Source organism: Xylanibacter ruminicola (genome assembly GCF_900142525.1).
Lineage (GTDB): Bacteria > Bacteroidota > Bacteroidia > Bacteroidales > Bacteroidaceae > Prevotella > Prevotella ruminicola_A.
On the sequence record NZ_FRBD01000004.1, the window covers coordinates 25,119 to 38,956 of the forward strand.

The 13,838-nt window shown below is 46.8% G+C and carries 7 protein-coding genes; 4 read left to right on the top strand and 3 right to left on the bottom strand.

Annotation, left to right across the window (positions count from 1 at the left end; all coding sequences use genetic code 11):
- Positions 1–247: 247 nt before the first annotated feature.
- The gene (xyn10D/fae1, locus tag BUB86_RS03490; protein ID WP_073205525.1) at positions 248–2,443 is read right to left on the bottom strand and encodes a bifunctional endo-1,4-beta-xylanase/feruloyl esterase; all 2,196 of its coding nucleotides are present in this window, start codon (positions 2,441–2,443) and stop codon (positions 248–250) included.
- A 402-nt stretch (positions 2,444–2,845) separates the two neighbouring features.
- Positions 2,846–3,253, bottom strand: coding sequence for a DUF3244 domain-containing protein (locus BUB86_RS03495; protein ID WP_073205528.1), 408 nt, complete (start codon positions 3,251–3,253; stop codon positions 2,846–2,848).
- A gap of 266 nt (positions 3,254–3,519) precedes the next feature.
- On the opposite strand from BUB86_RS03495, the gene BUB86_RS03500 reads away from it, so the two are divergent.
- Entirely contained in the window at positions 3,520–5,172 is a 1,653-nt protein-coding gene (locus BUB86_RS03500; protein WP_073205530.1) for a hypothetical protein, read from the top strand.
- Positions 5,173–5,210: 38 nt separating this feature from the next.
- Here the strand turns inward: BUB86_RS03500 and BUB86_RS03505 are convergent, their stop codons facing one another.
- Positions 5,211–6,668, bottom strand: coding sequence for a glycoside hydrolase family 125 protein (locus BUB86_RS03505; protein WP_139261381.1), 1,458 nt, complete (start codon positions 6,666–6,668; stop codon positions 5,211–5,213).
- Positions 6,669–6,843: 175 nt separating this feature from the next.
- Between BUB86_RS03505 and BUB86_RS03510 the strand changes: the two genes are divergently transcribed.
- From BUB86_RS03510 to BUB86_RS03520, 3 genes are all read left to right on the top strand, one after another.
- A complete protein-coding gene (locus BUB86_RS03510; protein WP_073205536.1) occupies positions 6,844–8,994 on the top strand; it encodes a GH92 family glycosyl hydrolase in 2,151 nt (716 codons plus the stop codon).
- A 99-nt stretch (positions 8,995–9,093) separates the two neighbouring features.
- On the top strand, positions 9,094–12,183 hold the full coding sequence (locus BUB86_RS03515; RefSeq protein WP_139261399.1) for a SusC/RagA family TonB-linked outer membrane protein: 3,090 nt from the start codon (positions 9,094–9,096) through the stop codon (positions 12,181–12,183).
- Between the two features lie 16 nt (positions 12,184–12,199).
- Entirely contained in the window at positions 12,200–13,813 is a 1,614-nt protein-coding gene (locus BUB86_RS03520; RefSeq protein ID WP_073205940.1) for a RagB/SusD family nutrient uptake outer membrane protein, read from the top strand.
- Positions 13,814–13,838 lie beyond the last annotated feature (25 nt).

Below are 13,838 nucleotides of genomic sequence, written 5' to 3' on the forward strand. Positions count from 1 at the left end.
GGTACAAAAAAAATTTCAAAACAATACAAATAAAAAAGAAAAACCCTGGGACAAGAAACGCTTTTCTATGTCCCAGGGAAGGAAAAACTACTAACTACTAATATAACTAAAACAATTTTAACCGATTCTTTATCTTATCTGGGTGCAAAGTTAGTGCATTTTTTCGAAAGTGGCTTACTCTTATGTTACATTTACTTTTTAATTTGTTTCAAAGCCTAAAAAAACACACTTTTTTCGCACTTTTTATTTATTTGAAGAGCTTCTGAGCCATCTTTTGCAGGCAACGACGCCATGTCAGGAACTCATGAGCAGTACCCTCAGATATCAAACCTTCGGCATTGAAACCAGCAGCTTTCAGTGATTCAACACTCTTATTGATACCCTCAGGATTCTCCTTGTCACCACAACCCTCGAAGATATACTTCACACACTTTGGATCCTTAATCTCCTCTGGAGCATACTGACCGCCAGAAAGCAGTCCCCAATATCCGAACACCTCAGGACGGCGCAATGTGATGAGTTTAGTAGTCATACCACCCATTGACAATCCAGCCATAGCGCGATTCCATTTATCGGTTTTGGTCAGGAAGTTAGCATCGATATAAGGAATCAACTCGTCGATAAGCACCTTCTCAAACTCCTCTGCAGTGAATCTGCCGATTGAACCGAATTTGAAGTCGTTGGTCAGTCCATAAGCCATCACAATAATGAATGGCTTAATCTTACCATCGGCAATCAGGTTGTCCATAATCAACCCGGCTTTACCCTGTACAGGCCAGCTAGTCTCATTCTCGCCCCATCCATGTTGCAGATACAGTACAGAATAGCGCTCCTGAGTAAGCTTACCACCCTTACCTTTCACAAGTTTGCCATAGCCATAAGGCAGGTAAACAGTTGCTTCCTGCATCTTGCCCAAACTCTTTGAATAGAACAGCACCTTCTGCATGTTTCCATGAGGGATATTAGTGCGCTCAGCATAGAAGTCCTGATCAGGAGCAGGAATCTCGATTCCACTCTCCCAACGGCATGAGCCAAAGTAGTTATGTGTACCAGGATCATTGAATACACCACCGTCGATAGTCAGATGATAGTAGTGGAAACCGGGATCCATTGGGCCCTCGGTGGTTCCTACCCATACACCATCCTTATCCTTGCGCAGTACAGTACCGCCACGACCACCAAGACCCAGACTTACGATCACAGACTTAGCATCGGGAGCCTCAACACGGAAGCGAGCATAACCCTCGCTGTTAACCATTGGATACTGTTGTCCTGGCTGGTTGCAAGGATTGGGAACAAAATCCTCCTTTGGCTTACGATTTTCAAGAGCCTCATCGAAGTCACGGATAATCTGAAGCGAACGCTTAGCCTTGAAATTCTCGTCGAAAGGCAGTGGATGGTTGTTTACACCCAACCATGAGTCCTTATCACTCAGATTCCAGAAAGTTACGTTGTCAATAACATCCTTATGCTTACGGAAAATCTTGAACAGACGAGCATACTGATCTTCCTGCAGAGTCTGGATATAACCAGCCTGTGGCTTAGCCTCACCACGAGAGAACATCAGCTGTCCACCACTCTCGGTGTTTGTACGCAGGTCAAGCTCGGTGATATGGATGTGCTTGACAATCTCGCTGAATCGAGTAATTGCCTTATCGAGCTGCTCCTCATCAGGGAAGTAGATATTGTAATGACCCTGCATGCCGATACCATCGATGGGCACACCAGCCTCCTTCATCTTCTTCACCATATCATAGATACGCTCGCGCTTGCCATTGTCTACACAGCTATAGTCGTTATAGAACAGCAGTCCGTCAGGATCAGCCTCGCGGGCAAACTCAAATGCCTTGGCAATGAACTCGTCGCCGCAGAGCTTGAAGTGACGGCTCTGACGATAAGGACTGGTCTTTACCATCTTACCATCAACAAACTCGAATGGACGACCATCATCAGCCATAGCCTCATTCACTACGTCCCAAGCATAAACCACGTCCTTGTAGCGGTTAACAACGGTGTGGATGTGCTCACGCAGACGCTGATAGAACACCTCTTTCTTTACTGGTTTGCCTTTCTTGTCAACGAACATCCAATCAGCGAACTGAGAGTGCCAGCACAGACAGTGACCGCGCATCTTGATACCGTTCTCACGGCAGAAGTTGGCGATACTATCGGCCAAACCGAAGTTCCACACCCCCTCTTTCGGATGAATCTCACCCGGTTTCCAGGCGTTCTCAGCGGTTACGCTGTTATACTGTTTCTTAATGATTGCTATCTGGGCAGGATCCGATACATTAAACTTGTTCACGGCCACACCAATTGTAAAATAGCCCTTGTAGGCATCCTTCAGGCCCTGACCTGCAGAATAGTCTACAGGACGTCCCCACTGAGCCGATGCAGTGATGCTACCGGCAAAAAGCGATAACGCTAGAAATAGTTTCTTCATATTTGCTATTATTGTCTTTGTTTGTAAAGTTATTCGGGTGCAAAGGTACGATATTTCCCACAAAGACACTATTATCAGAGTATCATATACTTTATCATTTGTACCAAAAACGCCCCTACCAATCAATGTAGGGGCGGAATTAGTTAGACTGTCGATTCTAAAAACTAATATATTAAAAGTAAAGTTGGCCTACGCGACACATCCTAATAGAGAGATAGGACATTATATGTTAAAGCAGTTGTAAACACCCTCTAAAGGTAGGGCTTCTATGCATCCTGCGATGCATAGAAGCAGGATGATTAATAATGATCCAAGACCTCCATGACAGCACGTCTAATGCAAGTCATCGGCTCATCGAGATTCATAGAATCTACTAAGTTTTTTAAGATGAGAGAGTTACTTTCATAGATAAAACAATCCAGAAACTGTGGTACTACCACTCTGCATTACCAAATAATATTCTCCTTTTGGGAGATGGTTGATATCAATATACAATGTATTACCTGCACTGAATGCCAGAAGCCCCTGTGAATATACGGTTCCATTCTCATCACAGACATAATAGCTGTAAATGGCGTTTGCAGTGTTAGTAACAGCCAGCTGTCCAGCAGCCTCATCAAGGAAAGCGGTAATCGTTCTTTTTACGTTCTGTCTTGCTGGAGCTCTTGTTGGACCTACAGTACCATTAAGTTTAGGTGTAGTTCTGTACTCCAGACAGATTTCGTCATTTTCAGTCCCCTGGGCCAGCATCATTGTACTTTGTGCCATAAACACAAATAGAAATACTAGTAATTTTAAGTTCTTTGTCATAATCCATTTAATTTTTTAGTTTTAAAATCGACAGTGCAAAAATAGTCACTATTATGAATTTAGCGAAATTTTTCTTGTTTCATTTTGTTTCTGGAAACAATTAGAAACAAAATATTGCCTAAAACTAGCGGTTTCTATTTGTTTTTTGTATCTTTGCACACGATTATTTAATAAAACTGAATATGAGTTATTTATTTTCTCGTTGTGTTCTCGCAACCATAATCTTATGCGTAGCATCCTGTTCCAACCACCATTTCCTTGACAAATTGGAACAAATAAAGGCTGTTGGAGACTATGATCCTAACAAAGCCATCGTTATGCTTGATTCGCTCGAAATCAGCATTCGAAACGAGAGCGATTATGTCCGTCATAAATATGACCTGTTGCGAATTCGCCTGAATGACAAAGCTTACAAGACGCCTACCTCAGACATTATGATTAAGCAGCTGGTCGATTATTTCGAGAGCGAAGAATCTGCCATGGAGAAACAGGAGGTAAACTACTATGCCGGCAGTACCTACCGCGATTTACAAGACACGCCACGAGCTTTAGAATACTTCTTTAAATCACTCGAGTTTGCTGATGGTTCAGAAGTATTTGATTCTATCATGTTACGTAACACATATTCTAATATACATTTCCTTCAATATAGGGTGCAAGATTATAACAATGCAGTTATAACGGCACTTAAGGAGCTGGAAATAAGCAAGAAAACAAAGAGTAATCTCATTGTTTCATATATGCATATTGGTGCATCTTGGTTAGCTTTAGATAGTGCAACACAAGCTGAAGCCGCATTGGATTCAGCATTTTCACTTATTGTGAAGTCGAATAATATTTCTTCACACCAAAATCTTCTCATTCATCTGTTGAATAACTATTCTGAGTTAAAATGCTTATCAAAAGCAAAAGAATGTCTGTCCTTAATCGATATCGACCCCAAGGATGATTTATCATCATTCACATCATTAGCCTTGGCACAATATTACAAATCGTTAGGCATTAACGATTCTACTATAGTATATTGTAAACGTATTCTTGATGGTAGTACTGATGTTGATGATATGTTCGATGCAGCAAAGATCCTATATCGTATTTATGGTAATACTGGTGATATCAGTAATGCATGCAAATATGCCGATATATATATGCAGCTAAGCGATTCCATTGACTTTGGAAAACGTCAGGAGTTAGCAGCTACGGTTAATAACGAATATCAGTACCATCTGGATCAGAAAAAAGAGCGCGATTTGTATGAAGAGAAGAAGAAATTCAGAAATGCTCTTATTATTGTTTCATTCATAACGCTTCTCTCTGCCAGTATCGCCTACATCTTCTATGTTCGTAGACGTAACAAGCATCTGCAAGTCGTTGTAGCCCTTTCGTCTGAACTACAGCGTATCTCTGATGACGACAAGCAACTGCGTGAAGATATCAAAGCCAAGGAAAAGGAGCTCGACAATTCTACAAGCGAGCTTGATAGTATCAAGAGTGAACTGCAACACGTGAACATAGAACTTTTAGAGTTCGACAAAACCCTGAAGGAGAAAGAGCAGCAACTGGCAGATAAGATAGAACAGAACAAGGCTGTGATGAGTATGATGCATCAATCTGAGCTTGAAGATAATGCAGAAGATGTGATTTATAACATCCGCCAGTCGTCAATCGGCCGAAAGAAAATGACGTCAGCCGATTGGAAGAAGCTCTATCAGGCCGTAGACCAACTATATCCCACATTTAAAGATCGGTTATTAAAAGAGCTTGGATCCTTCACCGATCAGCAAATGCAGGTATGTTATCTCATGAGGATAGGACTCTCTAAGCCCCAGATTCAAAACATTACCAACCTATCGCGAGTCACCGTCTGGCGCTGGGTTAAGAAATACGAATGGGTTCTCGATTCCGACGATAAGTTATAATTCCGATTATTACGGTACAGATAACCTCCCCAAGAAAATCATTTTTTGATTTTCTTGAGGAGATCTATCTTGCCATCATCAATGAGTTTCAGGATGAGCTCGCCAAAGAGGGTGTTCTGCCAAGCGAACCAATGACGGCTGTATTTCGAGGCGTTGTTCTTGTTGAACGACTCGTGCATAAAACCAGTGCCAGCATCAGTATCGACGAGCATTTGGATGCACTGCTGAATCTCCTTGTCGTCAGTGCTGGTAAAGGCTCGCATCATGATTGACATGGGCCAGACCATATCGTAACCTACGTGAGGACCGCCGATACCCTCGCCTGCCTTGCCACGGAAGAAGTATGGGTTATCCTCACTCCAAACAAAACGACGAGTATTCTGATAGATAGGATCGTTAACGTCGACATCGCCAAGATAGGCCATAGCCAGCAGGCTGGGCACGTTTGCATCATCCATAAGGTGCTGATTGCCGAAACCATCAACCTCGAAAGCATATATCTTACCATATTTAGGATGGTTGTATATGGCGTACTGCTGCAGGGCGTCGCTCACTTCATTAGCTAATGCTGTACACTCATCGGCAGTCTTGGCATCTTTATTCACTTTTGTCAGGATGTCGGCAGCCTTGCGGAGCGATGTAACAGCAAAGAAGTTAGACGGAATGAGGAATGGGAACACGGTAGCATCGTCACTGGGACGGAAAATCGAGGCGATAAGACCTACTGGCTTGATGGGATTGCCGTAACCACCGTGGCTTACCGTGTCGTACTGCTGGGCGGTAGTGCGCTGGAAGTGGTACGGGCCAAGTCCGTCCTTGCGTTGCTGCTCGCGGAAGGTCTTAAGTATCTTGGCGATAGCCTCCTGCCAGAGCGGACCGAAGATAGAATCATCGCCTGTTACCTGCCAGTAGTAATAAGCTAAGCGCAGGGGGTAGCAGAGTGAATCAATCTCGTACTTGCGCTCGTGCAGGTTAGGATTCATATCGGTATGATCACTCTCCCATTCACTGCCGGTAGGTCCCATGTTAAAGGCGTTGGCATATGGATCGATACAGATACACTTGAGTTGGCGCAGGATGGTGCCACGCACCATCTTGCGGATTTTCTTGTCTTTCTTGGCAAACTGCACGTAGGGCCATACCTGGGCTCCTGAGTCGCGGAGCCACATAGCATGAATGTCGCCTGTATATACAAAGGTGTCGTCATCGCCTTCGGCATCAGAGTAGTGAACGGTGGTGTCGAGGGTGTTTGGGAAACAGTTCTCGAACATCCATGCCAGATAAGGTGCATCCATGAGCAACTTCTTGACTTCGGCAATCTTCTTCTCGATAGTGTCTGACTTAAAAAGACGCTCTTCGACGGCTGGTCTGCGTGATACATTTGTGTTGTCTGCTGGAGCGGCAATACCCTTGCTCCAGTCTTCAATCCCATCGGCTAGCATAGGTAATGAAAGCCCTGCCAATAGGATAGTAGTGAGCAGTCTACGTTTATTCATATCTTTATATTATTATTGTTTTTTATTTCTTCGAGTGCAAAGATACAAATTGTTTCCCATGTTCTTGTCTTATTACCTGCCAAATCTGTATTTAAGACAAAAATTGCAGAAACGAGGACATTGTTTTATTCTGATATGTATACCTTTGCGACACCAATAGATTAATTAACGAAATATGAACAAAAAAACTCTAACGTTACTGATTGCACTGCTAACTACTGTACACATTGTTGAAGCAGGCAATTTAACAACAAAGGTGAACCCGTTTGTGGGAACCACCACTTTATGGCACCCAAAGGATTTGGGGTATACCCGCACTGAGACGAAACGTGCCTGGGGAGCCGAGGCTTTCCCTGGTGCCGCACTGCCCAATGCCATGGTACAGCTCACACCTGTGACGATGTATCCGTCGGGTTCGGGCTATCAGTATGAAGATCACCAGATATATGGTTTCGCACACACGTGTAAGGGGCACTGGAACCTGCTGCATCTGCCCATCATGCCCGCCACGGGTAGGTTCTACCCCGATAATTTCTGTTCATGGTTCAGTCATGATAACGAGTCGGCCCATCCTGGCTACTATCAGGTGTATCTGGACCGTTATCATGTAAATGCAGAGCTTACGACCACCTTGCGCTGTGGTTTCCACCGTTACACCTTCCGTCCTGAGGACGAGAAGAGGCTGATTGTTGACATTACCAGAAGCAACAACCGTCCACGCCAGTGGGAGATTAAGAAGGCTGGTGCCAACAGTTTTGAGGGATTCCAGGATGGCGAAGGCCGCATCTATTTCTATGCCGTAGCCAATCACAACGTGAGTGAGGTGACGATACAGAAGGACCACCGCCACCAGATAGCAGTGGTAGACTTCCTTAATAATAAAGGTTCGCGCGCGTTAGAACTTAAAATCGGTTTCTCGTTTGTGAGTGTAGCCAACGCAAAGCAGAACCTCGAGGCCGAGATGTTGAACAAGCGCTTTGAGGAAGTACGTCAGGATGCAGACGATATCTGGGATAAGCAGTTAAGTCATATTCAGGTGGAGGGCGGCACCGAGAAGCAGCAGAACATGTTCTACTCTACTCTCTACCGTGCTTTCCTGTGGCCTGCACTGCGTAGCGATGTTAACGGCGAGTATACCGACGAGCAAGGCAGAGTGGTAAAGGCTGATTACCGCTACTACACCAATCCCTCATTCTGGGACACCTACCGTAATAAGCTCATTCTGCTAGGTATGATAAACCCCGACGTGGCATCGGACATCATCAAGTCGATTATCGACAAAGGTGAGAAAGCCGGTGGCTATATGCCCACTTTCTTCCATGGCGATCACGCCTCAACCTTTGTGGCAGGCTCTTGGCTGCGTGGCATTAAGAATTTTGATTTGCAACGTGCCTATAAGCTCTTGCTGAAGAACGCCACAGTGCCCGGACGCGGCGGTCGCCCCTGGCTGGAGGAATACCTGAAGCAGGGATGGATAGCCGAGAAGGATACCACCAATGTGCCCACATGGGATGAGTACAAGGCATCGGTCACCAAAACCTTAGAATATGCTTACGATGACTATGCAATAGCCCTCGTAGCCCGAGAGCTGAAAGATAAGAAGAACTACCAGCTGCTCATGCAGCACTCGCAGAACTACAAGAACCTCTTCGACGCGTCGACAGGATTCTGGCGCGGCAAGATTGCCGATGGCTCTTGGATTAAGGATTTTGACCCATGGTATCCGTACTATGCCTACATGTACCGCGAGGCTGATGCCTGGAACTCACTGTTCTTTGCACCTCACGATCCAGAAGGAATGGTAGCCCTCTATCCATCGAAGAAGGCTGTTGAGCAGAAGTTAGACTCGCTCTTCTATCTGCCTAACCACGGCTACGAGGCCTGGAACCTCACCGGATTCCTCGGCACTTACTGCCATGGCAACCAGCCCGGACACAGCATTCCCTATGCCTACTACTTTGCCGATAAACAGGAGAAGGCACAAGTCGTTATCGACTCACTACTGAAACATTACTATGGTATGGGCGAAGAGGGTCTGGCCTACGCAGGTATGGACGATGCCGGCGAGATGTCGTCGTGGTTTGTGCTTAACGCCATCGGCATCTACACCTATTCGCCTGCCGACCCGCAGTATATCGTAACGGTGCCCCTCTTTAACAAGATAAGCTTCACACTTGGCACAACAGGCAACACCTTTACCATTCGCCGTGAAGGAACGGGCCGCAAGATAAGTAAGGTCACTATAGGCGGCAAGCAGCTAAAGGGTTGGTTCGTGCCCCACAGTCAGCTGGCGCGAGGTACTGAAATGATAATCAAAACCGAATAATTAACAGTTCATTATAACTAAAATAACATTCAATCTAAAACGTTTTTCTAAATGAAAAAAAATTCTTTCAACTATTCCAGATTCATCTGGCAAGGTTTTATGGGAATGGTCCTTTGGGTAGGTAGCCCGTCCCCTACATTTGCCAATGGTGTCTCGACAGCTGAGGCTAACAACGTTCAGCAGACAACCGTCAGAGGCACAGTTGTTGATGCATCGGGAGAGCCAATGATCGGTGTTACTGTAGCAGTAAAGGGTTCGTCCTCAGGTACTGTCACTGGTCTTGATGGTGGATTCTCTCTTAACTGTAAACCAAGCGATGTATTGGTGTTCTCGTATGTTGGCTATATCAGCCAGGAACTTCGCGCCTCCAGCAATCTGAACCGTGTGGTACTGAAGGAAGACAACGCCATTCTCGACGAGGTGGTTGTTATCGGTTACGGTACAACAACCCGTAAAAGTGCCGTAGGTGCTGTAGACCAAGTACGTTCCGACCTGTTAGAGAACCGTCCTGTAGCCAATGTGACACAGGCTTTGCAGGGTGTAGCACCAAACGTTATCATACAGCGTAGAAATTACAACCCTAACTCACAGAATAACAACTTTAACATCCGCGGTATCAGTACACTCAATGACAACAGTCCGCTGTTTGTTATAGACGGACTGGTTACCGATTACGACAACTTCAACCGTCTGAACCCGAACGATATCGATAACATCTCTATCCTGAAGGACGCTGGTACTGCTGCCATCTACGGTTCGCGTTCGGCTAACGGTGTCGTACTTGTTACCACTAAGAAAGGTAAGAAGAACGAGCGTACAAGCGTTCGCCTGAACGGTATGGTAGGCTGGGAGAATCCGAATATCCTGTTCACACCGGTTACAGGCTACCAGAATGCTGTGCTGCGTAACATGGCTGAGACCAATGTTGGCAATGCACCCGTTTACACCCAGGACCAGATCCTTGATTACTATGCTCATCAGAACGAAGAGAGTTGGGCGCTGAATGAGATATTCAAGACTGCCATGCAGCAGAACTACAATATCAGCATCAGCGGCGGTAGCGATAAGACAACCTACATGGTTTCTGCAGGTTACTTCGACCAGGGTAGCAACTATGTAAGCAACCAGCGGTTCGGCATGCAGCGCTATAACTTCCGTACCAATCTTGTTACCGAGCTGGGCCGACTGAAGTTGACAGCCATCCTTTCGTACACACGTACCGACAGCAAGAATACCAATGGCAGCAGTTTGGAGATTGATGCCAGCCGCGTGCCAAGCAGCTACATCTATAAGATGAAATCACCTGATGGTCGTTATCTGCTGAACGATGTATGGGGTGAGTTCAACCCACTCGGACAGTTGGAGTCAGGCGGATTCGACCGCTATCGCAATAACGCCATTACAGCCAGCGTTACTGGTGAGTTCAAGATCTTTGACGGTTTGAAACTTCGTGGTGTGTTTGGTGCCGATGTAGTTGGCAACAGCCGTTACTCACGCAACATGCCTCAGTACTATTATGCCGGCGAGGATGCCACCGAGCCACGTCCACGTAAGGAGTCAGACTTCAAGACCAGCAACTGGAATGCCGACAATTACCGTCTGAACACCCAGATTCTGCTTGACTATAACAAGACTTTCGGACTCCACACCGTTAGTGCCCTGTTTGGTGCCACCAACGAGTCGTACACATGGGCAAACAACGAGATTTGGAAGAAGTACGTTGATCCCGACCTGGGTACAGCTACCAGCATCACCACCGGTGAGGTAGGAAACATAGGCGGAAACACAACTGTCGACAGCTCTGGTCAAACCAGTATCACCTCTTTCCTCGGTCGTATCGGATATAACTTCAATGAGCGCTACTATGCCGAGTTCGACTTCCGTTACGATGGTAGCTCTAAGTTCCACAAGGACTATCGCTGGGGTTTCTTCCCCTCTGTCTCTGCAGGCTGGCGCATCAGCGAAGAGCCATTCATGGAGAAGTACCGTGAAAACGTAGGCGACCTTAAGATTCGTGGTTCGTACGGTATCCTGGGTAGTCAGGCTGTTGGCGACTACGACCGCTATACACGCTACAGTGTGAGCTCTACCACCTATGCTTACAACAACCAGGCTGTGGCTGGAGCAGGCTTCAACCTCGGTCTGAAAGACTTGACCTGGGAGCGCACCAACACATTCAACATAGGTTTTGATGCCTCGTTCCTGCATAACACGCTGAACGTGACCTTCGATTACTATACCAAGCGCACTAAGGATATCCTGATGAAGCCCCTGCAGCCCAGTGTGTTCGGCACCGAGATGCCAAGTACCAACATCGGCGAGATGTCGAACGATGGTTGGGAGCTCTCTATCAACTATCGTCTGACTACAGGTCCTGTGAAGCATAACTTCTACTTCAACATCGGCGACACCAAGAACAAGGTGACCAAATTCCCCGGTAACGAACAGATAAGCGGTGTCGACGAGATCTACAAGATTATCCGTGTGGGCGAGCCTCTGAACTCGTACTATGCTTGGCAGGTTGAAGGCATCTTCCAGAGCTATGACGAGATTAAGAACTCGGCTCTGCCTCTTGGCGCTGAGGTCGCTCCTGGCGACCTGAAGTTCAAAGATCAGAATGATGATGGCGTGATTGACTCTAACGACCGTGTGATAGTAGGTAACGCCTTCCCACGCTATACCTTCGGCTTTACCTATAGCTTCGAGTGGAAGGGCTTCGACTTCAGTATGTTCTGGCAGGGCGTAGGCAAGCGTTCGCAGATGCTGCGCGGCGAGCTGCTCGAGCCATACCACTCTAACTATTCTTATGTCATGTATAAGCATCAGCTTGACTTCTGGACGCCAACCCATACAGATGCCAAATATCCCCGCTTAGCTGCACAGGGCTCTGCTTCTGATACCAACAACTGGGGCCGTCCATCGGATATCTTCGTGCTCGATGCCAAGTATGCCCGACTGAAGAATCTCGCTATCGGCTACACCCTCCCCAAAAAGTGGATTGAGCCTCTGGGACTGCAGAAACTGCGCGTTTATGCTAACGGACAGGACTTGCTTACTTTGACTAAGAACTCGTTCATAGATCCTGAATCTTCAGAGTTTGGCTCTAACATGAATTCTGGTGGCGGTAACAGTGGTCGTAACTATCCTATGCTGCAATACTATGGATTCGGATTCGATGTGGAATTTTAATAAATAACCTATGAATATGAAAATCAAGAAATATCTGTATCTGTTTGCTGCCATGGGCGCAATAACGCTTACTTCATGCAATGGCATGGAGAATGCTCCTGGCAACGAGTTTACCGATGCTAACTTCTGGAAGTCGCCAGATAGAGCACAGTACATTGTGAACATGGCCTATTCCCAGATGTATAATTCAGACCGCATGTGGAAGGACGAGTCGCTGAGCGATAACATGATCGACGGTCGCTCGGCTACCGACCAGCGTCTGATGCGTATGGGGCAGGCCACTCCCACAACAGGCATCTTCAGCAGTGAGTGGAAGAGTCTGTATGGTGGTATCAAAACCTGCCACGTGTTCCTCGAAAATATCGATGAAATCACCATCGATGCAGCCAAGAAGGCACGTATGATTGCCGAGATCCGTTTCATCCGCGCCTATATCTTCTTCCGTCTTACCAATCTGTATGGCGATATTCCTTTCTTCACGAAGGATATCACTGTCGAAGAGTCGAACACCATCGGTCGCACATCGCATGCCGAGGTGATGGCGTTCATCCATCAGGAGCTGAACGACATTATCAACGACCTGCCCTCGCGCAATGAGTTGCCCGAGAGCGAGAACGGAAAGATTACCAAAGGTGCTGTTATTGCCTTCCAGGCCCGTGCCTACCTGATGGATAGCGATTGGAGTAACGTACAGCGCTATTGTGAGATGCTTATCAATCAGCCCGAGACTTACGGCACTTATGCACTGTTCCCAAGCTATCGCGGACTGTTTGAGGAAGATAACGAGTATAACCAGGAGGTGATTCTCGACCGTGCCTACGTGCGTAACCTGCTGACATGGGGCGAGATTCTCGACATGGTGCCTCTGAGCCGTGGTGGTCGTGTGGCCGACCGCGTGCCACAGCAGTCGCTGATCGACAACTATCTTACTGCTACCGGTTATACGATTGATGAGGCTGGCACCGACTACGATCCAAACCACCCTTACGATAACCGCGACCCACGCCTCACAGCAACCATCATCTATGATAACTACGACTGGAGTGCAAATGTAAACGATGGCTCGAAAGGCGAGGTTATCCACATTGACCCTGCTGGCGACAATACCGTTGACACCTACATTGGTACAGGTAGCAACACCACAGCCACCGGTTATTACGTACGTAAGTGGTTTGCCCCACAGGCTACTGGCGACATGAACTCAGGACTGAACATCATCATGTTCCGCTATGCCGACATCCTGTTGATGGAGGCTGAGGCCAAGCTTGAGCAGAACCAGCTGACCGCCGATGTATGGAACCACACCATACGTTCTATCCGTGAGCGTGCTGGCTTCAAGACCGCTAAGGCACTTGACTTCCCCGAAGGTAAGTCGCAGGCCGAGCTCCGCCAGATTCTGCGTAACGAGCGTCGCAGCGAGTTGGCTCTCGAGGGCCTGCGCTGGTACGATATCAAGCGCTGGAAGGCAGGTACTGAGTACCTCACACAGCAGGTAAGAGGCGCTAGCTTCACCCACGACATTCCCTGGAAGTTCTCGTTCAACGAGAATCGCGACTACCTCTGGGCTGTTCCACAGAGTCAGATTGACCTCAATCCTAACTTAGGTCAGAACCCAGGCTATGGCAATTAATCAATAAGTAATCATAAAACAAAAA

What these genes read in the sequence shown, in the direction of transcription:
- xyn10D/fae1 (WP_073205525.1), bottom strand. Translation starts at nt 2,443, where the DNA reads ATGAAGAAACTATTTCTAGCGTTATCGCTTTTTGCCGGTAGCATCACT.
- BUB86_RS03495 (WP_073205528.1), bottom strand. Translation starts at nt 3,253, where the DNA reads ATGACAAAGAACTTAAAATTACTAGTATTTCTATTTGTGTTTATGGCA.
- BUB86_RS03505 (WP_139261381.1), bottom strand. Translation starts at nt 6,668, where the DNA reads ATGAATAAACGTAGACTGCTCACTACTATCCTATTGGCAGGGCTTTCA.
- BUB86_RS03510 (WP_073205536.1), top strand. Translation starts at nt 6,844, where the DNA reads ATGAACAAAAAAACTCTAACGTTACTGATTGCACTGCTAACTACTGTA.
- BUB86_RS03515 (WP_139261399.1), top strand. Translation starts at nt 9,094, where the DNA reads ATGGGAATGGTCCTTTGGGTAGGTAGCCCGTCCCCTACATTTGCCAAT.
- BUB86_RS03520 (WP_073205940.1), top strand. Translation starts at nt 12,200, where the DNA reads ATGAAAATCAAGAAATATCTGTATCTGTTTGCTGCCATGGGCGCAATA.